General features: G+C 72.1%; 21 protein-coding genes and 1 pseudogene. 10 read left to right on the forward strand and 12 right to left on the reverse strand.

Annotated elements, in window-relative coordinates; genetic code table 11:
• The first annotated feature begins 1 nt into the window (after position 1).
• Genes ABD437_RS18530 through ABD437_RS18545 form a run of 4 tightly spaced genes read left to right on the forward strand, consistent with a single transcriptional unit; the run spans position 2 to position 3,274 of the window.
• Positions 2-391 (forward strand): C-glycoside deglycosidase beta subunit domain-containing protein, encoded by a 390-nt coding sequence (locus tag ABD437_RS18530; protein ID WP_344650095.1) that lies wholly within the window; start codon positions 2-4, stop codon positions 389-391.
• A gap of 2 nt (positions 392-393) precedes the next feature.
• The gene (locus tag ABD437_RS18535; RefSeq protein WP_344650096.1) at positions 394-1,407 is read left to right on the forward strand and encodes a sugar phosphate isomerase/epimerase family protein; all 1,014 of its coding nucleotides are present in this window, start codon (positions 394-396) and stop codon (positions 1,405-1,407) included.
• Positions 1,404-2,336 (forward strand): sugar phosphate isomerase/epimerase family protein, encoded by a 933-nt coding sequence (locus ABD437_RS18540; protein ID WP_344650097.1) that lies wholly within the window; start codon positions 1,404-1,406, stop codon positions 2,334-2,336. Before ABD437_RS18535 ends, ABD437_RS18540 begins: the two co-directional genes overlap by 4 nt.
• A complete protein-coding gene (locus ABD437_RS18545) occupies positions 2,333-3,274 on the forward strand; it encodes a sugar phosphate isomerase/epimerase family protein (protein ID WP_344650098.1) in 942 nt (313 codons plus the stop codon). The genes ABD437_RS18540 and ABD437_RS18545 overlap by 4 nt, the downstream gene beginning before the upstream one ends.
• Here the strand turns inward: ABD437_RS18545 and ABD437_RS18550 are convergent.
• The gene (locus tag ABD437_RS18550) at positions 3,257-4,513 is read right to left on the reverse strand and encodes an ROK family protein (RefSeq protein WP_344650099.1); all 1,257 of its coding nucleotides are present in this window, start codon (positions 4,511-4,513) and stop codon (positions 3,257-3,259) included. The genes ABD437_RS18545 and ABD437_RS18550 overlap by 18 nt on opposite strands.
• A gap of 51 nt (positions 4,514-4,564) precedes the next feature.
• Between ABD437_RS18550 and ABD437_RS18555 the strand changes: the two genes are divergently transcribed.
• A complete protein-coding gene (locus ABD437_RS18555; RefSeq protein ID WP_344650100.1) occupies positions 4,565-5,446 on the forward strand; it encodes a ThuA domain-containing protein in 882 nt (293 codons plus the stop codon).
• 14 nt (positions 5,447-5,460) lie between these two features.
• Here ABD437_RS18555 and ABD437_RS18560 read toward each other — a convergent pair whose 3' ends face one another.
• Genes ABD437_RS18560 through ABD437_RS18575 form a run of 4 tightly spaced genes read right to left on the reverse strand, consistent with a single transcriptional unit; the run spans position 5,461 to position 9,905 of the window.
• Positions 5,461-6,285, reverse strand: coding sequence for an amidohydrolase family protein (locus tag ABD437_RS18560; RefSeq protein ID WP_344650101.1), 825 nt, complete (start codon positions 6,283-6,285; stop codon positions 5,461-5,463).
• A gap of 59 nt (positions 6,286-6,344) precedes the next feature.
• Complete coding sequence (locus ABD437_RS18565; RefSeq protein ID WP_344650102.1) at positions 6,345-7,106, reverse strand: nuclear transport factor 2 family protein; 762 nt, start codon at positions 7,104-7,106, stop codon at positions 6,345-6,347.
• 29 nt (positions 7,107-7,135) lie between these two features.
• A complete protein-coding gene (locus ABD437_RS18570; RefSeq protein WP_344650103.1) occupies positions 7,136-8,512 on the reverse strand; it encodes an MFS transporter in 1,377 nt (458 codons plus the stop codon).
• A gap of 25 nt (positions 8,513-8,537) precedes the next feature.
• Positions 8,538-9,905, reverse strand: coding sequence for a DHA2 family efflux MFS transporter permease subunit (locus ABD437_RS18575; protein WP_344650104.1), 1,368 nt, complete (start codon positions 9,903-9,905; stop codon positions 8,538-8,540).
• A 93-nt stretch (positions 9,906-9,998) separates the two neighbouring features.
• On the opposite strand from ABD437_RS18575, the gene ABD437_RS18580 reads away from it, so the two are divergent.
• From ABD437_RS18580 to ABD437_RS18595, 4 genes are read left to right on the forward strand one after another with little or no spacing between them, the layout of a single operon-like run.
• Positions 9,999-10,490, forward strand: coding sequence for a flavin reductase family protein (locus ABD437_RS18580; RefSeq protein WP_344650105.1), 492 nt, complete (start codon positions 9,999-10,001; stop codon positions 10,488-10,490).
• Positions 10,491-10,501: 11 nt separating this feature from the next.
• Positions 10,502-11,605: an LLM class flavin-dependent oxidoreductase gene (locus ABD437_RS18585; protein ID WP_344650106.1), complete on the forward strand. Its 1,104-nt coding sequence runs from the start codon at positions 10,502-10,504 to the stop codon at positions 11,603-11,605.
• Positions 11,602-13,977 carry a beta-glucosidase gene (locus ABD437_RS18590; RefSeq protein WP_344650107.1) on the forward strand — a complete coding sequence of 792 codons (2,376 nt, stop codon included), beginning with the start codon at positions 11,602-11,604 and terminating at the stop codon, positions 13,975-13,977. The genes ABD437_RS18585 and ABD437_RS18590 overlap by 4 nt, the downstream gene beginning before the upstream one ends.
• Positions 13,974-14,612: a TetR/AcrR family transcriptional regulator gene (locus ABD437_RS18595; RefSeq protein ID WP_344650108.1), complete on the forward strand. Its 639-nt coding sequence runs from the start codon at positions 13,974-13,976 to the stop codon at positions 14,610-14,612. The genes ABD437_RS18590 and ABD437_RS18595 overlap by 4 nt, the downstream gene beginning before the upstream one ends.
• Here ABD437_RS18595 and ABD437_RS18600 read toward each other — a convergent pair.
• The 5 genes and pseudogenes from ABD437_RS18600 to ABD437_RS18620 form a co-directional block, all read right to left on the reverse strand.
• The gene (locus tag ABD437_RS18600; RefSeq protein ID WP_344650109.1) at positions 14,596-15,486 is read right to left on the reverse strand and encodes an LLM class flavin-dependent oxidoreductase; all 891 of its coding nucleotides are present in this window, start codon (positions 15,484-15,486) and stop codon (positions 14,596-14,598) included. The genes ABD437_RS18595 and ABD437_RS18600 overlap by 17 nt on opposite strands.
• A gap of 151 nt (positions 15,487-15,637) precedes the next feature.
• On the reverse strand, positions 15,638-16,771 hold the full coding sequence (locus ABD437_RS18605; protein ID WP_344650110.1) for an alpha/beta hydrolase family protein: 1,134 nt from the start codon (positions 16,769-16,771) through the stop codon (positions 15,638-15,640).
• 69 nt (positions 16,772-16,840) lie between these two features.
• Positions 16,841-16,996, reverse strand: a complete 156-nt coding sequence (locus tag ABD437_RS43040; RefSeq protein ID WP_425558176.1) for a hypothetical protein — start codon at positions 16,994-16,996, stop codon at positions 16,841-16,843.
• Positions 16,997-17,348: 352 nt separating this feature from the next.
• Positions 17,349-17,486 (reverse strand): annotated as a pseudogene (locus ABD437_RS18615) (glutamine synthetase); the annotation flags it as partial.
• The gene (locus ABD437_RS18620) at positions 17,453-17,860 is read right to left on the reverse strand and encodes a type I glutamate--ammonia ligase (RefSeq protein WP_344650111.1); all 408 of its coding nucleotides are present in this window, start codon (positions 17,858-17,860) and stop codon (positions 17,453-17,455) included. The pseudogene ABD437_RS18615 and the gene ABD437_RS18620, both read right to left, overlap by 34 nt.
• Positions 17,861-18,001: 141 nt before the next feature.
• Between ABD437_RS18620 and ABD437_RS18625 the strand changes: the two genes are divergently transcribed.
• Positions 18,002-19,228: a cytochrome P450 gene (locus ABD437_RS18625; protein ID WP_344650112.1), complete on the forward strand. Its 1,227-nt coding sequence runs from the start codon at positions 18,002-18,004 to the stop codon at positions 19,226-19,228.
• A 342-nt stretch (positions 19,229-19,570) separates the two neighbouring features.
• Here the strand turns inward: ABD437_RS18625 and ABD437_RS18630 are convergent, their stop codons facing one another.
• Both ABD437_RS18630 and ABD437_RS18635 read right to left on the reverse strand, forming a co-directional pair.
• Complete coding sequence (locus ABD437_RS18630) at positions 19,571-21,160, reverse strand: tetratricopeptide repeat protein (protein WP_344650113.1); 1,590 nt, start codon at positions 21,158-21,160, stop codon at positions 19,571-19,573.
• Between the two features lie 62 nt (positions 21,161-21,222).
• Positions 21,223-22,596, reverse strand: a complete 1,374-nt coding sequence (locus tag ABD437_RS18635; protein WP_344650114.1) for a toll/interleukin-1 receptor domain-containing protein — start codon at positions 22,594-22,596, stop codon at positions 21,223-21,225.
• Positions 22,597-22,628 lie beyond the last annotated feature (32 nt).

Raw genomic sequence — 22,628 nt, forward strand, 5'->3', positions numbered from 1 at the left:
CGTGTTCGACCAGTACATCGTCTGTGAGGGCAGCCTGCGTGGCCGCCCGGACGGCCGCCCCGGGGGTGTCGTCGAAGTTCGGATGCCGTACTACCGGGGGCTCCGGCTGTCGATGGTCGAGGCCGTCGACCTGACCCTCGACGGGCGCCCGGTGCCCCCGGCCCGGGCGACGTTCACCGTGCACGGCGCCACCTACACGTTCGCGGAGATGCCGCGGGTCGTCGACGACCGGTGGGAGTTCGGCGAGCGGGCGACGCTCACGTTCGAGACCGACGAACCGCTGCGCCCCGGTGAGCACGAGGTCGCCGTCTCGGTGCGCCTCCGGCTCTCGTACATGCCGGTCCCGGGTGGCGGCCGGGACGCGAAGTATCTGATGCTGCGAGGGAGTTGATCATGCCCCGTCCGATCACGTTGTTCACCGGCCAGTGGGCCGACCTGCCGTTCGAGGAGGTCGCCCGGCTCGCGTCGGGCTGGGGATACGACGGACTGGAGATCGCCTGCTGGGGCGATCACCTCGACCCCAACCGGGGCGCCGTCGACGACGCGTACCTCGACGACCGCCGAGCGATCCTCGACAAGTACGGGCTCCGCGTCCACGCGATCTCCAACCACCTCAAGGGTCAGGCGGTCTGCGACGACCCGATCGACGCCCGCCACCGCGACATCCTGCCCGACGCCATCTGGGGCGACGGCGACCCCGAGGGCGTCCGGCAGCGCGCGGCCGAGGAGATGAAGAACACCGCCCGCACGGCCGCGCGGCTGGGAGTGGACACCGTCGTCGGGTTCACCGGGTCGGCGATCTGGAAGTACGTGGCGATGTTCCCGCCGGTGCCCGCCGACCTGATCGACGCCGGGTACCAGGACTTCGCCGACCGGTGGAACCCGATCCTGGACGTGTTCGACGAGGTCGGTGTCCGCTTCGCGCACGAGGTGCACCCGTCGGAGATCGCGTACGACTACTGGTCCACGAAGCGCACGCTGGAGGCCATCGGGCACCGGGCGGCGTTCGGGTTGAACTGGGACCCGTCGCACATGATGTGGCAGGACCTGGACCCGGTCGGGTTCATCCTCGACTTCGCCGACCGGATCTACCACGTCGACTGCAAGGACGTGAAGCTGCACGTCGGCAACGGGCGCAACGGGCGGCTCGGTTCGCACCTGGCCTGGGCCGACCCGCGCCGCGGCTGGGACTTCGTGTCGACCGGCCACGGCGACGTCCCCTGGGAGCAGTGTTTCCGGGCCCTGAACTCGATCGGCTACTCCGGTCCGATCTCCGTCGAGTGGGAGGACGCCGGGATGGATCGGCTCGCCGGCGCGCCGGACGCCTTGAACTACGTCAAGAGCAAGCTCTTCGACGCCCCGGAAGCCGCGTTCGACGCGGCGTTCTCCTCCGGGGGCGCGAAATGAAGTGGTCGTACATGGACCACTGGGTCACCGAGACGCCGCAGGGCCCGCAGCCGCCGTCGTTCAACCGCGCCCACATGGACCGGTACGTCAAACAGCTGTCGGCGCTGGGCTTCACGGGCTTCGACACGTTCTTCTTCTCGCTGCCGATGTACGCCGGCATGTACGGCTCGCTGCCCGGGTTCGAGCGGTTCCTGCAGGACAACGGGTTCGAGAAGATCACCGGCATCTTCTCGGCCTACCCGTCCGCGACGAAGTTCCAGGCCCCGCACGTCCGCGAAACGCACGACCGGATCGTGGCCGACTGTGAGTACACCCTGCGGGCCTGCGAGGGCCTGACCGGGGTCGAGAACTTCATCGTGATGCCGTCCTCCACGTACTTCCAGGTGGAGCCGGTCACCGACGACAAGATCAAGGTCATGGCCGACCTGTGGAACCGGGTCGGACAGCTGACGCTCGCGCACGGTCAGAAGACCACGTGCCACTTCGAGTTCTGGGGCGCGATCCGCACCCGGGCCCAGCTCGACCTGTTCTTCGAGTACACCGACCCGCGGTACGTGTACTTCTTCTGCGACACCGCGCAGCACACGATCGCCGGGGTCGACCCGGTGCGGATGTTCCGCGACTACGCCGACCGGTGCACCGGGTTCCACTTCAAGGACACCCACGACGTGGACACCGAGGGCGCGTACCGAACACCGCCGGACCCCGAGCTGATGGCGCCGACCGTCTCCCGCTGGTTCTACGAGATGGGCACCGAGGGCGGGCTGGTTGACTTCCCGGCGTTGATGCGCGAGATCGTGGCGTCCGGCTACGACGGGTGGCTCACCGTCGAGCACGACAAGGCCGAGCTCGGCGGCGGGTCCTACGCCGAGGCCACCTGCGTCGCGAAGTGGTACATCGACCACGTGCTCGCGGAGGTGGCGCGGTGAAGTGGGCCTACGCGCTCAATCAGTGGAACTTCCGGATGGATGTCTTCGTGCGCCACGAGGACCACGCCCGGGCGTTCAAGACGATCGCGGCGTGCGGGTTCGACCACGTCGAACTGGCCGCCGGCACCGGGCGGTGGGACAACCTGGGCCGGCCGGAGCAGATCGCGCTGAACTACGGCGACGACTTCCGGCCGATGCTCAACCGCTGCGGCATCCGGGGCGTCTCCAGCTTCTTCTGGGATCCCGGCCAGTTCGCCGAGGAGGAGGGCTGGGCGTTCCGGTCGACGCGCAACCCGGCCGACCACGACGCGATCGTCGAGTCGGCGCGGCCGTTCGTGGACTTCCTCGCCGCGGTCGGGGGTTCGCAGCTGGTGGCGCGGCCGGTGGGGCCGGCGTGGATGGGCCCGCCGGTGTCCGCCGACGACCTGAAGGTCATCGGCGAGGTCTGGAACCGGGTGGGGGAGGTGGCGGCCGCGTCCGGCGTGGGGGTGTCGCTGCACTACGACTGCCTCGGTGCGGTGCATTCACGGGCGGAGCTGGAGGGGCTGCTCGCCGCCACCGACGTGGGGCTGGCCCTGGACACGGCCGAGCTGACCGTGGGCGGCATCGACCCGGTCGACTTCTACCGTTCGCATGCCGGACGCGTCACGCATGTCCAGCTGAAGGACACGCGGTTCGCGGACGCGGGCGAGGAGTACCGGATGCCCGGCGCCGAGTCCACGATGCTGAAGGGCGGCGCCGGCCGGCGGATCGAGCGGTGGTTCTACGAGCTCGGCACCGAGGGCGGCCTCGTCGACGTGAAGGCGTTCGTCGGGGCGCTCCGGGACCACGGCTACGACGGCTGGGTCGTCGTCGAGAGCGACCAGGGCGGCAACCCGGCCGAGCTCGTGATGCTCAACCGGTGGTACCTGAACCACGAGCTACGCGGGCTCCTGTAAGCGCAGGGCCGAGCCGACGGGGCTGCCGTCGGCCAGCCAGACGCGCAGGGAGTCGGGGCGGAACAGGCGGTCGGCGGCGAGCAGGGCGCCGCCGACCGCGCCCTCGCTGTGGTCGAGGCTCGCCGTCCGGATCGTGAGGTTCCGGGCGGCCAGTTCGATCGTGTCGGCCAGCACGGCGCGGCGGAACTCGTCGAAGAACAGGGGGCTGTACCGGATCACCCCGCCGCCGAGCACCAGCGTGCCCGGGTTCACGAAGTTCACGACGCTCGCGATCGTCGTGCCGACGAGCCGTGCGGAGGCGGCCACCGCCTCGCGGACGACCGGGTCACCGGCCGCGGTCGCGTACCCGATGTCCTCCGGCACGACGCGACCGCGCTCGGCCAGCCGCCGGGCCAGCAGCGGACTGGCGCCGGTGCGGGCGCGCTCCTCCAGCGTGCGCAGGAGCGCCCAGCCGCTGGCCACCGCGACCAGACAGCCGGTCTTGCCGCACCGGCACAGCGCGGCGGGGTCGTCGGTCACCCGCACGTGCCCGATGTCGCCGGCGGCGCCGCTGTCGCCGCGGTGCAGGCGCCCGTTGGTGACCAGGCCGCTGCCGATGCCGCTCGCGACCTTGACGAACAGCAGGTCGCGACGCTCCTGCGGGGTGCCGCGCTCCCACTCGCCCAGCGCCATCAGGTTGACCTCGTTGTCGACCCAGACCGGCGCGCCGTAGCGCAGCCGCAGCGGCAGCCGGACGTCGTAGCCCTCCCAGCCGGGCATGGCCGGTGCGGCCACGACGCTGCCGGTGGCGATGTCGACCGGCCCCGGCAGCGCGAGGGTGATGCCCCAGACGTCCTCGCCACGCAGCAGCTCACCGAACGCGGCGTGCACGGCCGCCAGGACGCGGTCGGGGCCGTCGTCGATGTCGATGTCGTGGTGAGCCGTGCGCAGCGGGGTGCCGTCGAGGTCGGACACGGCGGTGTGCAGCGACACTGCGCCCAGGGCCGCGGACAGGATCACGCCGGCCTCGGCCCGGAAGCGGACCGCCCGCGAGGGGCGGCCGCGCTGGCCGGAGGGCGCGGCCTCGATCTCGGCCAGGACGCCGAGTTCCAGTCCTTCCCGGACCCGGTCGTTGACGACGGTGCGGCCCAGGCCGGTGGCGGTCTCGAGCTCCGGGCGCGTGGTCGCCGTGCCGGCGCGCACGAGGTCGACGATCTGGGCCAGCACGAGGATGTCCCGCGCGGACGGTGGGGCGGACAAGCGAAATCCTTCCCTTGACTTATGTTGATTCTATACATAAATAATGGAGCCATGCCTGGTATCGGTAAGCGGCAGTTGAGCGACAGCGACACCATCAAGACCCTGATCATCACCGGCCACACCGACATCCATCACGACTGGCGGACGATGTCCCCGATGCTGGCCGAGTTACTCACCGGGACGGGCGCGTTCGACGTCCGGATCACCGAGGAGTTCCGCGGCGCGAGCAGCGAGACGCTCGAACCGTACGACCTGGTCGTGCTGAACTACTTCGGCCGGTTCGAGCCGTGGGGCCACGCGCCGGAGAAGCGCTGGGGCACCTCCGCCGAGCAGGCGCTCTACGACTTCGTGGCGGCCGGCAAGGGCGTCGTGGTCTACCATGCGTCGCTGCAGATGGGCGCGGGCTGGGGCGACGACTTCGAGAAGATGGCCGGCGGGGTGCTCCGCGAGGAGTGCAGCCGCCGGGCGCCGATCAACGACTTCCGGCTCCACGTGAAGGCGCCCGATCACCCGGTCACCGCGGGGATGCCCTCGAGCTTCCCGCACTACGACGACGACCTCTACGTCAACCTGCGGTGGGACCCGTCGGCCGACGTCGAGGTGCTGATCAGCGGGTGGGACAACCCGCTGCGGTACACCCAGGTGCCGAGCGAGTGGAACGCGCTGCCCGGCATGGGTGACGAGCACCCGATCGTCTGGACGAACCGGTACGGCGAGGGACGGGTCTACGCGACCGGCATCGGCCACGGGCCCGAGGCCGTCTCGCACCCGTCGTTCCGCGGGCTGTTCGTGCGCGGCGCGGAGTGGGCCGCGACCGGCAAAGTCACGCTCGGGCTGCCGGACGGGTTCGGAGAGCCCGTGCCCGGCGGCGACTGGTGGCCGACGACGCTCGAACCGATGGTCCGCGAGATGTACGAGAGCCGCCAAGCCTGAGCACGCGGCCGGGCTCACCGGCCTCCCGCGGTGGGGAGCAGGTGGCCGCGGACGACGACGGCACGCACGCGCTGGAGCGCGGCCGGGTCGGTGAGCGGGTCCCCGTCGACGGCGAGCAGGTCGGCGTCGTAGCCCGGCGCGATGCGGCCCTTCCGGTCGCCGAGACCGCAGGCCGCGGCCGCGCCGGACGTCACCGTGCGGAGGGCGTCGGCGGGTGTCGCGCCGAGCCGCTCGAGCTGGGCGGCCGCGTAGGGCAGCACGTCGTGCGGTTTCACCGGGCCGATGCCGGCGTCGGTGCCGAGGGCCACCGGCGCGCCGCAGTTCCACCGGCGCCGGCCGTTGGCGAGCAGGCCCGGCATGCGGCGCCCGATCTCCGGCAGCGGCGTCGTGCCGGGCACGGTGCCGAACGTGAGGCCGACCGTGATGCGCTTCGCGGCCAGGGCGCGCAGGACGTCGCCGGGCGCGGGGTCGACGTCGTCGGCGGTCATGAACGTGACGTGTTCCAGCCCGTCGACGCCGGCCTCGATCGCGTTCCGGATCGCCTGGGTGCCGTGCGCGTGCGCGATGACCGGCAGCCCGAGCCGGTGGGCCTCGTCGGCCGCCGCGCGGAGCTCAGCCGGGCTGAACTGGGCCACCTCGGAGCGGGTGCCCGGCGTGAGCGCCCCGCCGCTGGCCATGATCTTGACGACGTCGACACCGCGCTCGGCGTGCGCGCGGACCGCGGCGCGCGGGTCGGACACCGCGCCACCCAGGAAGTGACAGTGGCCGCCGACCGTGGTCAGCGGCGGGCCGGCGGCGAGGATCGTCGGCAGCGTGGGGTGACGCCGTCGTACCACCACGCCGCGCGGAGCACTGTGGTCATGGACCACATCGTGCCCGCGCGGCGCGGCGGGTGGGATCAGGCGAACGTGTCCTGGATCTCGGAGTAGGGCAGCGGCGGCTCGGGCAGCAGCTTCTCGCTCGTGTCCAGCGCGTACGGGAACGACTTGGTGACGGTCGGCCCGTCGACCGGCGGGTAGAAGACCGGCTTGCCGTCGTCACCGAAGTACATGAGCTTGGCGTCGAACTCGGCCCGCTCGTGCGCGGCGAAGTTGATCCAGTCCTCGTCGTAGGAGGCCCGGGCCACCTCGTAGCAGCGGAAGCGCCAGATCTTCCACTCGCCGTCCTGCTTCTGGAAGTCGATGCCGTACTTGCACCACACCCAGTGCGCCCAGACCTTGCGGCCGTCCGGGAGTTCCTTCTCGACGAACATGAACGGCGGGACGTTCTCGATCTCCGACGGCTCGCTGGTGCCGGACTCCAGGCCCATCATGATCCAGAGGCCCTTGGCGGTGCGGCCGTCGGCCGAGACCTCGATGACCGGCGTGGTCGTGTAGTGCATGAGCAGCTTGCCGATCGGGTGCGGACGCCCCCGGTGGTACTCCATGATCGAGTCCCAGTCGGTGAAGACACCCTCGTTGGTGTACTGCGACCGCACCCCCTCGGTGCCCTTGGCCACCCACAGCTCGTCGATGATGCGCTGGTCCTCGAACGCGTTGTGGTAGTACATGTACTTCGAGAACACGTTCTCGACGTCACCGCGGTCCTTCGCGCGGGTGGCTTCCAGCTCGGCCGCGGCCAGGCGGCTCTCGAGCTCGGCGAGGCGGTCTTCTACGGACATGGTTGCTCCTTGTGTTCTCGGGGAGGGAGTCAGGATTCGCGCGCGGCGAGGTCGGTGAGGATCGCCGCGTGCTGGTCTTCGAGCCGGTAGAACGCGATCGTGAGCGCCTGCAGCGCGATGAGCACGACCGGTACGGCGAAGTAGAGGATCTCGATCGCGGTGACCGCCGAGCCGCTCACGTCGTCGGCGTCGTACCCGGCGAGGTACAGGCCGTAGGCGACGAGCGCCGCGCCGACCGCGGAGCCGACCTTGGTGGCCAGGCTGATGCCGGCCGAGAGCAGGCCCTCGTCGCGCTGACCGAAGCGCCACTCCTGGTAGTCGACGGTGTCGGCGACCAACGTGAACGACGACGCCATCGAGAGCGCGATCGCGACGCTCGCCAGCAGGTACACCACGATGAACGCCGGGATGACGCCGGTGAGCAGCGGCAGCACCAGCCACAGCGCGCCGCCGACGCCGAGCGCGAGGAGGTTCCCGCGGCGCTTGCCGAACCGGCGGTAGTACGCGGGGGAGGCGATCCCGCCGACCAGCAGCGCGCCGGAGACCAGCGGCAGCAGCACGGCGATCGCCCAGGGCGCGTGGAGCACGTGCAGGGCGAAGAACACGGTGACCGTGAGCGTCAGGCCGAGGCGGGTGAAGTTCAGGACCAGGTAGGTGAACATGACCACCCAGTGCCGGTTGCGCAGCATGTTCCGGACGGCCCGCCGCACCTCGGCGCGCCCGCCGAGCGTCGGCACCGTGTACCGCTCCCGGCAGTAGCGGTAGGTCAGCGCGAGCAGCGCGACGCTCAGGACGCCGTAGACGATGCCGGCGAGCGTCCAGCCGCGGCGCTCGTCGTCACCGCCGAGCGCGGCGACCAGGCCGGTCGCGGTGCCGGTGGCGACGATGATGCCGAGCGCGCTGCCCACCGCGCGGATGCCGCCGAGCCGCAGCCGCTCGGCCGGATCGCGGGTGATCATCGGCAGCATCGCGCTGTAGGGCACGCTGACCATCGAGAACACCAGCCCGGCGAGCAGGTAGGTGGCGAAGGCGAAGGCGAGTTTGCCGGTGTCGCCCAGGCCCGGGGGAGCGCTGAACATCAGCACGCCGGTGACCGCCAGGGGGATCGCGCCGAACAACAGGTACGGGCGGGCCTTGCCCCAGCGGCTGCGGGTGCGGTCGACGAGTAAGCCGACGAACGGGTCGAACACCGCGTCGAGCAGGCGGGCGACGAGGAACAGGGTGCCCAGCGCCGCGACCGGCGCTTTCACCACGTCGGTGTAGTAGTAGAGCAGGAAGCTTCCGGCGAGATTCCACGGGAGGCTGGTGGCGAAGTCACCGGCCCCGAAGCCGATGCGCTCGGCCCAGCGGATGTGTTCTCGTCGTACGAGGCGGTCCGTATCGCCGGCCGCGGTCTTGATCGTCATGCGCGCTCCGTTGCGGCTTGCGAAATCAACATTCCGAATTTGATATTGAGGCGGTGCCGGTGTCAAGAGGCGATCTCACGTCGGCGTCGCGGAGCCGGGCCGCGGCCGGGACCGCCACGACCGCGAGCGCGGCGCAAAGTCTGAAGGCCCACCGGTAGCCCGCCGCGCCGAGGAGACCGGCGCAGAGCGCCACCCCCAGTGCGCTGGTGACCTGGCGGCCGGCGGTCACCAGGGTCGAGGCCGCGCCGAGGTCGTCGTGGTGGATGCGGGCCATCGTGGACGCCTGGGACGACACGATCAACAGCGCCAGGCTCACGCCGAGCCCGAACAGCACCGCGCGGATCACCCAGGGGCCGGACGCCACGGCCAGCGCCGCGCAGGCCGCCGCCATCCCGAGCAGGCCACCGATCAGGAGCGGGCGCGGACCGGTCCGCGGGTAGAGGAACCGGCCGGCCAGCCGGGCGCCGACCGCCACCCCGACCGCGTCGGCACACATCACCAGGCCGGCGTCGAGCGGATCGATGCCCAGGCCGTCCTGCAGGAAGAGCGCGACCGCGTAGAGCGTGCCGGCGAACGCGGCCGACTGCAGGAGCGTGACGATCGAGCCGTACCGGAAGGCGCGGTCGCCGAAGAGCCGCAGGGCCAGCAGCGGCGCCGGGGTCGTGAGCTGGTGGCCCAGCAGCCCGCCGAGCAGCACGACCCCACCGACGATCGACCCCCAGGCGGCCGGTGTGCCCCACCCGGTCCGCGGCCCGAGGTCCAGGCCCACCATCAGGGCCACCAGCCCGCCCGCCGCGAGCGCGAACCCCACCGCGTCCAGCCGCGCCCGGCGTCGCCCGCGGTGGCGGTCGACGAAGGCCAGGCCGAAGACGACGGCGGCCACGCCCAGCGGCAGGTTCACCGCGAAGATCCAGCGCCAGTCGAGATGGGCGACGAGCACGCCCCCGAGCACCGGGCCGATCGCCGGGGCCACCGCGGTCGGAACCGCCATGATCGCCGCGACCCGGGCCCGCTCGGACGGCGGGAACGTCCGGAACAGCAGCGCGGTCCCGGTCGGCAGCAGCAGCCCTCCGGCCAGGCCCTGCAGCGCGCGGAACGCCACCAGTGCTCCGAAGCTCCCGGCCAGCGCGCACAGTGCCGACGCCGCGGTGAACAGCGCCATCGCCCCGAGCAGCGTCACCGCTTCACCGAAGCGGTCGCCCACCCACCCGGCCAGCGGAATCGCCGTCGCGAGCGCGATCAGGTACGCGACCGTCACCGCGCTCGTACCCGGCACCGTCAGGTGCAGGTCCGCGCTGATCGCCGGCAGGGCGACGTTCACGATCGTGCCGTCCAGCAGCGTGAGTGACCCGGCCGCGACGACCGACGCGCTCACCGCGAACCGTTGATCCACGAGAACCTCCGAGGCCCGTTGACGACCGGGCCGCGGGTAGCCTAACTTCAAAATCATCATTTTGATCTTGAAAATTCCCGCCGAGGAGCTCACGTGACCCTGGTCGACGACGCGAGGTTCCGTCAGGTACTGGGCCGCTACCCCACGGGCGTCAGCGTGATCACCTCCCGCGAGCCCGACGGCACGCCGGTCTCGATGGTGGTCGGCACGTTCACCGCCGTCTCACTGCAGCCGCCGCTGGTCGGCTTCCTGCCCGACCACGGCTCCACGTCCTGGCCGCGGATCCGGGCGACCGGCCGGTTCGCGGTCAGCGTGCTCGCCGCCGACCAGCAGGACGTCTGCCGGATGATCGTCGCCAAGCACCCCGGGCGATTCGACCTGCTCGAGTGGGCCGACAGCCCCTCCGGCTGCCCGCTGCTGGTGGGCGCCGCGGCCTGGGTCGACTGCGTGATCGAGTCCGTCCAGGCCGCCGGCGACCACGACGTCGTCCTCGGTCGCGTCCTCGATCTGGACGCGGGCCCGACCAGCAGCGGACCGCTCGTCTTCCTCGGCGGCGCCTACGCCGAAGCCACCCCCACCCTCTAGGAGCAGCAACGATGCGATTCTCCAGCTTCCTCACCGCGCGCTCGCTCGAGCCCGGCGACGACCGGCGGCTCATCCACGCGCTGACCGAGCACGCCACCGCGTGCCACCGCTACGGCTTCGACGCGGTCTTCCTGCCCGACCACCACTTCACCGGGTACTGCCCGCCGGCCAGCGACCCGATGATCTTCGGCGCGTACCTGGCCAGCCGGCTGCCCGGCATGCACCTGGGCTTCTCGGTGCAGACCGTCGCGCTGCACCACCCGGTGCGGTTCGCCGAACGGGTGGCGCTGCTCGACCAGCTCACCGACGGCCGGCTCCTGGTCGGCGTCGGCAGCGGCACCACGCCGGAGGAGATGATCGGCTTCGGCGTGAAGTTCCAGGAGTCCTCGACGCTGTCGGTGCAGAACATCGAGATCGCCGAGCGGCTGTGGGCCAAGCAGCCCGACGACGAGCCGGTGATCTTCGACAACGGCCGCTACCAGGGTGCGGTGGTCTCGCGGATCGTTCCGACGCCGTACTCGAAGCCGATGAGCAGGCTGATGTCGGTGGCGCAGCGGCCGTCCAGCGTGGAGCGCGCCGCGACGTACGCGCAGCCGGCGTTCATCCCCGCGTTCACGGTGCCGGTGCTCGACGACGGTGACCCGTACACGCACGTGAAGAAGCACTTCACCAACTACCGCACCGCGCTGGAGGCCGCCGGCCACTCCGAGGAGGCCGTCGCGGCCGCCCTGGACTGGACGACCCACACCTACCAGCACATCCACGTCGCCGAGTCCGACGCGCAGGCCGAGGACGAACTGCAGATCATCATGGACGGCTACATGGACGCGATCGAGCGCGAGCACGAGGCGAACAAGGCCGCCGAGACGATCAGCGGTGTCGACCTGCGTCCGCACCCGCCGGCGCGCGGCAAGGGCAACGGCTGGCAGGGCACCTGGTGCCTGTGGGGCAGCCCCGACACCGTCGCCGAGAAGCTGCAGAAGTACGCCGACCTGGGGATCGGCAACATCCTCGGCGGCTTCCTCGGCGGCCCGCTCACGCCGGAGCGCGCGGCACTGGGCGAGAAGTCGCTCAAGCTCTTCGCCGAGCAGGTCATGCCGCGGTTCGCGCGATGACCGACCCTCTCGTCGACAAGCTCGACCTCGACGCCAAGGCGCGGCTCACCGCCGGGCGCACCGGCTGGAGCACCGAGGACGCGACCGCCGTCGGGCTCGCGCCGGTGATCCTGTGCGACGGGCCGCTCGGCCTGGTCAGCCCGACGATGGACGAGCGCGACCGGTCGCTGCTGCTGCCGTGCGGCGCCGCGGTCGCCGCGACCTGGGACCCGGCGGTCGCCCGCGCGCTGGGCCAGGTGCTCGGGGCCGAGGCGGTCGGCCGGGGCGTGCACGGCGTCTACAGCCCGAACCTCAACCTGCCCCGCACCGGCCTCTCCGGACGGTCGTTCGAGATGTACTCCGAGGACCCGGAGCTCACCGGGGTGCTCGGCGTCGCGTTCGCGCTCGGCCTGCAGAGCCAGGGGGTGGCCTCGGTCGTCAAGCACCTGGTCGCCAACGACACCGAGACCGCGCGTCAGACGATGAGCGCGACGCTCGACGAGGTGACGCTGCGCGAGGTCTACCTGCGGCCGTTCGAGCTCGCCGTCCGCGCCGGGGTGTGGGGGCTGATGACCGCCTACAACGCGGTGAACGGCGTCCCCAACGCCGAGCACGCCCAGATCCTCGCGATCGTGCGCGAGGAGTGGGGCTTCGACGGGTTGGTCGTCTCCGACTACTACGCGCTCAAGCGCACGATCGAGCCGTTCCTGGCCGGTACCGACCTCGAGATGCCCGGCCCGGCGATCTGGTACGGGCCGAAGATCGCCGACGCGGTCCGCGCCGGGCAGGTCCCGGAGGAACGCCTCGACGCCGCGGTGGACCGGCTGCTGCGCCTCGGCGCCCGCACCGGTGCGCTGGCCGGTGGTCCGGTCGTGCTCACCGAGCCCGCGCCGGCCCCGACCCCGACGCTGCACGACGCCGCCGTCGCCTCGTTCGTGCTGCTGGCCAACGACGGCGTCCTGCCGCTGGCGCCCGGACGTTCGCTCGCGGTGATCGGACCGAACGCGGCCCGGCCCACGTACCAGGGCGCCACGTTCGGCCGGATCCACCCCTTCGACGGCGTCGCCACCCCGCTGGACGCCGTCCGCGCCCGGTTCGGGACCGTCGTGCACGCCCCCGGAACCGCGCAGCCGGAGGCCGGGCCCCTCACCGGACCCGGCGTCACGACCCCCGACGGACGGCCCGGGCTCCTGGTCGAGCACTGGCGGCGCGGCGAGGACACCCCGGCGCTCGCCGACGTCCGCCAGTCGTCGTTGTTCACCTGGTTCGGGGCCGTGCCGGGTGTCGGGCCGACCCCGGAGATCGACCGGGTGCGGCTCTCCGCGACCGTCACGCCCGACCTGTCCGGTGTGCACCGGCTGACGATCGGCGGCAGCGGCGCGCTGACCCTGACCGTCGACGGTGCCCACCTGCTCGACCGGCCGGCACCGGCGCCGCAGGACCTCATGGGCGCGGTCGCCCGCTCCGAGACCAGCGGCGTCGACGTCGCGCTCACGGCCGGGGTGCCGGTGTCGGTCGTCGTCGACATGGCGTGCACCGAAGGACGGGTGATCGCGCTGACCGCGGGCATCCTCCCACCGCAACCCGGGGACGCGCTCGCCGACGCGGTGGCCGCCGCGACCACCGCCGACGACGTGGTCCTCGTGGTCGGCGACACCATCACCGCGACGCGGGAGAGCCGCGACCGGGAGACCAGCGCGCTGCCCGACGACCAGGTCGCGCTGATCCGGGCCGTCGCGGCGGTCAACCCGCGCACGGTCGTGGTCGTCAACGCCGGCCGCCCGGTCGACCTGTCCTGGGCCGACGACGTCGCCGCCGTGCTCTGCGCCTGGCTGCCCGGGCAGGGTTTCGGGACCGCGCTGGCCGCCGTCCTGGCCGGTGACCGCGAGCCGGGTGGCCGGCTGCCGGTGTCGATCCCGTTCGCCGACGCCGACCGGCCGACGTTCGGACAGCACCTGGACGAGAACTCGGCGCTGGACTACACCGCGTCCGAGCCGAGCGGCTACCGCGGCCTGGAACACGCCGGGACCGCGCCTCGCTTCGGTCTCGGCGCCGGCCTCGGGTACACGCGGTTCCGCCGCGAGGACCACGCCGTCCACCCGACCGGCGACGGCGGCGCGGTGGCCGGCGTCCGCGTGACGAACGTGGGCACGCGCCCGGGCAAGGAGGTGCTCCAGGCCTACGTCCGCGGGCCCGGCGAAACCTGGTCGCGGCTCGCCGGGTTCACCGCGGTGGAGCTGCAACCGGGCGAGACGCGTCTCGTGCGGGTCGCGCTGCCGGCGGACGCGTTCCGGCGCTGGGGCCCGGGGTGGCACGTGCCCGCCGGAACCCACACCGTTCGCCTGGGCACGTCGTCGACCGCGATCGACGTCGATGTGACAATCGAGCGGTGAACCCGACCGGAGCCCTCGCCCGCGCGCCCAAGCAGGAACGCAGCAAGATCTCGTTCGAGCGGGCGCTCGACGCCGTCGTCGAGCTGCTCGCCGAGCGCGGTTCGGACGCGTTCACGCTGGCCGACGTCGCGACGCGGGCGGGGGTCTCCACCGGGTCGATCTACACCAGGGTCGACAGCAAGGAGAACCTGATCCGCTCCGCGCACGAGCGGGAGATGTCCCGGTTGGTCGCCGAGGGGGAGGCGGCCCTCGCCGCGCCCCCGTCCGGCTCCGGGTCGTTCCGCGAGCTCGTCGGCGAGCTGATCGGGCAGGTCGGGGAGCACCTGCGCCGCAACGCCGCCCTGCTGCGCGCGTTCATGCTGGTCGCGGCGCACGACGAGACGATCGCGCAGGGGGGCAAGGTCAGTTACGCCCGCATCCTCGAGCTGTGGAACGAGCGGCTCGGCGCCCGCCGGGACGAGATCGCCCACCCCGATCCGGACGCGGCCACCCGGTGGGCGTACACCGTGACCTACAGCGTCATCGCCCGGCACCTCGGGCTCGGCACCGCCGAGAAGGCCGACGGCGGCGACTGGGACGCGACGCTCGCGAACCTCACCGTCATGGTCACCACCTACCTCACCGCACCGGCGTAGCCGCGCCGTCACCGCACCCCCCGGTGACGCGGTCGGGGACCAGAAGCGCGGCCGCCTCCTCCAGCACCGCGAGCTGGTCGTGCTCGCGGGGCCAGAGCACGGCCAGCGTCGTGACGCCCAGCTCGGCGTAGCGTCCGACGCAGTCGCGGAACGACTCGATCGAGGCCAGCGGACGCTCGTCGCCGTAGCCGAGCACCGCCAGGGACGGCAGCGTCGCCGGGTCGCGGCCGTGCTCGGCGCAGACCTCGGCCAGCACCCCGAGCTGCCGGGCGATCTCGGTGTGGCCGGAGACCGCCGGGTCCTTCGCGATGTCCTGGGTGATCCACAGGTCGCCGAACTCGGCCGCGAGCGCCATGCCCCGCGGCCCGGTGGCGGCGATCGCGATCGGCGGGCGGCGCGGCTCACCGCCGCCCAGGGCGACGTCGTGCGCGGTGAAGTACGTGCCGGTGACGTCGGTGTGCTCGCTGCGCAGCAGCCGGTCGGTCAGCGCGACGTACTCGCGGAACCGGGCGGTGCGCTCGGTCCGGGGGAGCGGGGCGCCGCCGAACGCGTCCGAGTCGCGGCCCGGTCCGCCGGCGCCGATGCCCAGCACGAACCGCCCCTCGGACAGCGCGTCGAGGCTCAGCGCCGCTTTCGCCGTGGTGACCGGGTGCCGGAAGTTCGGCGAGGTCACCTGCGTGCCGACCCCGATGCGTGAGGTGGCCGCCGCGACCGCGGCCAGCGCGGTCCAGGCCTCGTGCCACGGAGCCGGGCCGTTGAGGTTCAGATGGTCGTAGAACCAGCCGCGGTGGATCCCGAGGCGCTCGGCGTGCCGCCACTCCTCCCGCACGACCGGCCAGGTCGCGTCCGGCCACATGACGGCGTCGAGCTGCATGACGTCCCTTCCACGGTGGCCGCACCGAGCCAGCCGGCGAGCAGCGCGGTGGCCACGGTGCTGATGACCTGGTCATCGGGAAGGTAACGCGCGTCGTGCGGCATCGGGCCGGCGGGCCCCTCGCCGGTGCCGACGAACGCGAGTCCGTTCACTAGGCGAACGTATCCGCCACCCAATCGGCGATGAACGTGCTGACGTAGGGCAGGTGGTCGAGGCCGATGTGCTCGGTCGCGCCCTCCTCCGGTGTGAAGATCCGCAGGTCCCGCCGGGGTGCGTTCACCGCCTGGTCGTAGGAGCGGTGCGCGTACTCGAGCGGGATCTGCCGGTCGTTCGCACCGTGGGCGATCAGGAACGGCACCGTGATGTTCTCGACCACGCCGTCCAGGTGCACGTCGTCGGCGAACGCGATGAACTCGTCGAGGTCGGTGTGGCCCCACACCCAGAGCACGTGCTCCCAGTAGTGCGGCACCGGGCGCTCGCCCTCGCGTTCGAGCCGGCGGCGCTGCACCGCACCCCAGTTGTGGTTCGCGCCCCAGGCCACGCAGAGCGCGAACCGCTTCTCGAACGCGGCGACGCGCGGCGCGTAGTACCCGCCCAGCGACCAGCCGACGATGCCGAGCCGGCCGGCGTCGACGTCGTCCCGGCCGAGCAGGTAGTCCACCGCGGCCGCGCCCCAGGCCTCGGCGTCGACGCGTGCGGTCAGGCCCTGCAGGCGCAGCGCCTCGCCGCTGCCGGGCTGGTCGAGCATCAGGCAGGAGATCCCGCGGGCGGCGAGCTCCTCCCAGTGCCCGGAGGAGAACTGGTGCTCCTTCGTGGAGTCCAGGCCGTTCACCAGGACGACGACCGGCTTCGGACCGTCGCCGGGGGCCGCGCTGTAGTAGGCGGGGAGCGTCGTTCCCTCGTAGGGCACCGCGACCCGCTCCACGCTCGGGGGGAACGCCCTCTCCTGCAGCTCGAGCACCCGGCGGTAGGTGGGGACGCGGTTCGGGTCGGAGTTCGACAGCATCCGCTCGGCCTGGCACAGGTAGTTCGTCGCGCGCCGGTAGAGCTGCGTCGCGGTGCGCCGGTGCCCGGCCTTCTCGGCGTCCTCGGCCTGGCCGACGAGCTGGTCGGTGAGCGCGGTCCAGGCACGCAGGAAGTCCGGCGTGCCGGCGTCCTCGCCCTGCGCCGCGGCCTCGCGGATCGGGCGGCAGGCGCGATCGACCTCGTCGATCAGCCCGCCGGAGTTGAGGGCCGCGACGACGCCCAGGTTCCAGACGTAATTGCCGGGAAAGTATTCGAACACGCTGAGAACTATCGAGGATCGCGGAGCCATGCGGAACAGCGATCTTCTGATGCCTGCCATCGGTGCGGTTTATAGCCGGTAGCGCGCGGTGCCGGTCGTCGCGAGCAGCCGCCGGGTGACCTCCGCGGTACCGAGCTCCGCGCGGCGCGCCAGGTAGTCCTCGGCCGACGCGTGCCGGGGCAGGTCCAGCCGCGGGGCGCAGTGCCGCCGGATCGCGAGGCCCACGGGCGTGTCGAAGTTCGTCCCGCCGGGGTGGTGGGGCGCCGCCCTCGCTGATCAGGGCCTCGAAGCCCGCGCGGTCCAGCTCGCGGGTGACGACACCGTGACAGCGGTGATCGATCAGTGGACCCACCGGTACGCCTCCGCGACGGCGGCCGGCGACCGCCCGTCCATCCGGGCCGCTTCTCCGCGACGATCGCGCCGACGAGCAGCTCGTCCCAGGCGGTGGCCGGCACGCCGCCGGTGAACGCGCGCACGGCGTCGTCCATGGTGGTGGGGAGGGCCCGGACGGCGCGGCCAGGTCGACGGCCTTCACCTCCAGGTTGGCCGCGGTGCCGCGGACGCCGATCGCCCCGGTGACGACCCGGAGCGCGGCCTCCCGGGTCTCGTGGCCCCAGCAGGCGTGGACGCCGGCCCAGTGGCTCGGCTGCCGGCGCAGGAAGCCGGCCGGGCTCGGCGTGTTCACCGCGGCCTGCGCCGGGAGCGCGTCGAGGATGCCGGCGGCGAGCGCCTCGGTCTCGGGGGTGAGGCCGTAGCGGCCGCCGCGACCGGGTCGGTGGCCCCGACGGAGATCTCGAACTGGCCGGGCGCGTGCTCCGGGTGGAGCTGATCGACCGGCACGCCCTGCGCGTCGAGCCCGGTCAGGACGTCGTCGCAGTACGCGCTCAGCTCGGTCAGCCGGGTGAGCCCGTAGGCCGGGCCCTCGCACGCCGGCCCGAAGTCGGGCCCGTCGCCCCGGCCGAGGACGAACTCGATCCCCGCCGCCGTCGAGAACCGCAGGTCACCGGCGGCCACCGTGCGGCGCAGCAGCGACCGCGAACAGTTGACGTGCGCGACGCCGTCCTGGGTGAGCCGGTCGACCGGGGGCACGGTCGTCCGCGTTTCGGCATGAACGTTTTACGCGTCCGCACCGTGTCGCTGGGGGCCGGGCCCCGGCGCGTTTGCCCATTGTGGAGAAGCCGGGCCATGCTCATGAGGCGTCATCAGAGAAACACCGTCAGAGGAGCCGAGTTGACCGTCAGCGAGCTCGCCGAGAGCTTCGATCCGTTAGGGGCGAATTACGAGGATCCATACCCGATCTACGCCCAGGCGCGACGCGAGGAGCCGATCTTCTTCGCGCCGCGGCTCGACGCCTGGGTCGTCACGCGGTTCGCCGACGTCGACGAGATCATCAAGGACCCGGAGGGATTCTCCTCGGTCAACAGCCTCCGGCCGCTCCGGTCGCCGTATCCGGCCTCGATCGAGGTCCTGATGACCGGCTACCCGCAGCGCCCCGACCACGTCACGTCCGACGGCGAGGCCCACCGCCGCCTGCGCGTGCCCTACAGCAAGCACATGACGACGCCCGGCCGCGTGAAGGGGAGCGAACCCGCGATCCGCAAACGCGCCGAGGCCCACATCGACTCGTTCGGCTCCACCGTCGACCTGGTCTCGAGCTACGCGGCACCGTTGCCGCTGGAGACCGCGGGTGACCTGTTCGGCTTCGCGCCGGACGACGTCCCGCTGGCCGACGCCGGCAGCCGGTCGCTGTTCGCACTGGCGACGCCCGACCAGACCGAAGCGGAGGAGGTCGAGGTCGCGCGTTCCGTGGTCGCGTTCCAGCACCGGCTGGCCGAGTACGCCAGGGCCCGGCACGCCGAGCCGACCGGTGACCTGATCAGCGACGTCGTCGCCGCGCTCCACCCCGGCGACGACCCGCTGTCCTTCGAGGACGAGGCCCAGCTGGTGGCGACGTTCGCCAGCACGTTCGGGGCGGCGCACATCACCACCGCCGACGGCATCGGCAGCGCGCTCGCGCTGCTGCTCGGCCACCCCGACCAGTGGGAGTTGCTGCGCCGGCAGCCCGACCTGGTGCCGTACGCGGTGGAGGAGGCCCTGCGCTTCGAACCCCCGATCCCGGCGCAGTACCGCCTGACCACCCGCCCGGCGACGGTGGGCGGTGTCGACCTCCCCGCGGGCGCCGACGTGCTGCTCCTGTTCGCGTCGGCCAACCGCGACGAGGAGCGCTACCCCGACCCCGAGCGCTTCGACGTGACCCGCAAGCCGAGCCGCCACTTCGCGTTCGGCGCGGGGGTGCACACGTGCGTGGGCGCGGCCTCGGCCCGGCTGCAGATGAGGGTGGCGCTGCAGACCCTGGTCGAGCGCCTGCCGGGGCTGCGGCTGGTGGAGAACCAACGGGTCGACGTCCGCAAGTCGCTGAACGTCCGGGGGCCGCTGGCGCTCGAAGCGACCTGGTAGAGGGCCGGTAGAGGGGGCCTCCGCGAACGCGGCGGGGGCCCCCTCGCCCTATTCCTGGTCAGCCCTTCCGCAGGCGGTTACGCCGCGGTACAACAGTCGCCGAGCTTCGGACAGGTAGGAGCGAAGTGAATGGATGAATGGGGCTTCAACCCTGCGACGGTCGAGGCCCTCGCAACGCACTGGCTGTGCTCGCAGTCTCGCGACGGGCCCCCGAATCCAATTTCGTGGCAGGAACAAAGCCGCGAGGTACTCATGCCGATGGAGGAAGGAAACTACCCGATCAGTCTTAAACGGTTTCCACAGATGCGGGATACCTGACTGGCCCGCGAACCCACGACGTTGTTAGGCCGGTGTGACGACCCCGTCGAGGCACGTCGGGCAGCGGGAGCCGGAATCGGACAGGGTCGCGGGATGCCGGCAGCACGGGCACCAGGGATGGTCGGCGTACGAGGTGCCGCACGCCGTGCAGGTCCGCACGGTCGAGGTGAGGACGTAGCCCGCGCCGCACGTCCCGCATGCGTGCGTGGCCGGCGGTAATCGCACGGGGTCGGGGAGGGGTAGTGGCGTCTCGGGGTCCTGGGCGAGCGTGCGGAGCGATTCGCTGCGCCCCACCTGGCGAAGGCCTCGGTGTGCCGCCGCCCGGGCGTCCTCGAGCCGGTCCAGGGCCGCGAGTGCGGTGACCAGGTTCGCCCAAGCCGACTCGTGCCGCGGGTCGGACTCGACCGCTGCCCGGAGCAGCGGCAGTGCCGACGGGGCGTCGCCCAGCCGGATCAGGTAGACGTAACCGAGGTTGCCGAGAGCCGCGGCGCGCGCCTCGTTGTGGTGCTCACCAGGGGCGGACGCCGTGTGCCGGTAGTGATTGATCGCCGCCTGGTACGAACCCAGATCGTCCAGGATGTCGCCGATGAGGCCGGCGATCGACCAGTCCAGCGCGCTGCCCGGCCGGCGGATCGTGCCGAGCGCCCGCAGCGCGACGCGCGGACGGCCCAGCTCGAGGAGCAGGAAGCACAGGTCGCGGGACGTCTGGTACGACGCGCTTCCGCGGACGAGGACGGCGTCGGCGGTGGCCACGGCCGCGCTCGTGGCGCCGACGAGCGCGAGCGCGTTGGCCCGGAGCTGGTCGTACTCGTCGGTCGCGGCCAGGTTCTCGTGCTGCGCCAGGAGCTGCAGGACCGTGTCGCCGTCGCCGTCGCCGGCGTCGAGGAGCGGATCGGCGCGTTCGATCAGCGCCAGCAGCCGCGCCTCCTCGTCCGGGGAGAGCACGAGGCCGCGGTACTCGGCGAGCCGGTTCAACGGGGTGAGGTCGGACGGGTCCGCGGAGAGATCGATGGTCTCGACGGCGCGACGCTCCGGGAACGCCGAGACGGTGACGCCGTGACCGTCCTTCAGCATCTCGTCCAGGCTGAACGCACCGGACCGACGGCGGGGACCGGGCCGGGTCTCCTTGGTCACGTCGATCTGTCGCTGGCCGGTGTGCTCGGCCAGCGTGGCCAGTTGCTGTTCCTCGACGAGCCATTCCCGGGCGTCGTCCGCGAGGAGTTTCCGGGTGACGACCCGCAGAAAGATGTGGCAGTCGATGACCCGCGCGACGAAGGGTCCGATCTCGATTCCGTGCGGGCCGATCACGTCCAGATGCTCCTGGTCGAGTTCGACGTGATATCCGCGCTCGCGCAGGTGGTGGACCAGGTTCCGGATCCATTCGTGGCCGGCCTCGTCGTCCCAGCGGTAGGAGACGAAGATCCGCGGAGGATATCCGCGGAGTTTCGGCCGTCGTGCCAGGTCACGGACGGCGCTGTTCAACGCCGCCCGGCGGATCTTGAGGAGACCGTACCGGTCGATCGCGGACTCCACCGTCGCCGAGTGCAGGTAATCCTCGAGGTACCCCTCACCCGGCCGTCCCGTGAACGGAACGCGGAATCGTGACGACACCATCGGCACACAGTAGGGACGGCGGCGAACATTGTCTGCCCGTGGTTCGGAGAGCGGCGCTGATGTCACCGGTGATGCGCGGACCCGTTCGCCTCGAGGTAGGCGGTGCGGAGCAGGTCGAGAGTGGTGTCGTCGAGGGGTGGGGTGAGAGGGGAGCCTTGGCGGACCTCGCCCGGCCGACGCGCGTCGAGTTGCGCGAGCGTGCCCGGGGCCAGGTCCGCGAACACCGATCGGTACGGTGAGAGCGTCGGCCCCCGTTCGTTCCACAGCACCACCAGGCCGCGGCCCCGGCCCGGAACGTGCATCCGCAGCACCCACCGATTCCGACCGGTGGAGGTCGACAACTCGGCCAGCCCCTCGCGCTCCACACTCCGCGCCCACGCGAGCAGCCGGCGGAGCTCCTTCTGCCGCTCAGCCGGCGCCGACCCGATGGCGTCCTCGAAGACGGCACTCCCGCGCGCCGCGTCCGCGGCCCCGCGCGACCCGTCCGTACCGGCCGCCCCCACGGCCGTGCACAAGCTCCGGACGGCCTCGACGATCGCGGTCCGCTCGGCGACGACGACCCCCGGCGCGAACTGGTACGCCTCGAGCTTCGGGACGCGGACGGCACCGTTCACCGCCGAAACCGCCGCCCGGTACGCGTCCAGTGCCGGCCGCGCCTGCGGTAACGAGACGGCCGTCGCCGGATCGAAGCCCAGCGTCAGGTCGCGCAGGCCGTACCAGCCGGGCGTCCGGGTGAAGATCCACCCCACGGAGACCGGTTCGGTGCGGCCGGCGAACCGCAGCCGCGCGCTGGCTCCCGCGGTGCCCCACTCGAACGTCAGCCCCAGCTCCCGGAGCTCCGCGAACAGCGCACGCAACGCCTCGGCGTAGCCGGCCGGGTACCCACCGGACCGGACGCCGTCGAGGAACGTGGTCTCGGTGAGGCGCTTCGCCGGACCCTCCTGCGGGAACGCCGGGCGGTCGGCCGGTGCTGGCCGGCCGGGCCAGCCGGGGCGATCCGGCACCGGAGCGGTGCCCTGCTCCGCCGCGCGGACCCCGTCGATCAACGCGCGGCGGGCGTCGGCCTCGGACGCACGGTCGAACAGATCGATGCCGACGATGCCGTCGAAGATGCCCCGCCGCGGACAGTCCTCGATGCGCACCGGGATCAAGCGGCGATCAACCCCGCGCGGATCACGCAGATACGCACCCTCGGTCTCGGTCGCACCGTGTTCGGACTCCAGGTACGCCTCGGAGTACACCGCGACCGTCCGCTCCGAGTCGCGGATGCCCTCCGCCATGCGCGCGACCCAGCGCTCGCCGGGCACCATGTGCCACTTGTCGAAGAGCACCGACCGGCCGCTCTCCCGCAGCACCCAGGCGACCCATTCGGCCCAGGCCTGATCCGCCCCGGTGTAGGAGACGAAGACGTCCCAGCGCTTCCCGCCGCGATCCATCGACGAATCCTCGCAAGCGTCGACGTCCGTCG

The sequence above is a fragment of the Cryptosporangium japonicum genome (assembly GCF_039524755.1).
GTDB classification, from domain to species: domain Bacteria; phylum Actinomycetota; class Actinomycetes; order Mycobacteriales; family Cryptosporangiaceae; genus Cryptosporangium; species Cryptosporangium japonicum.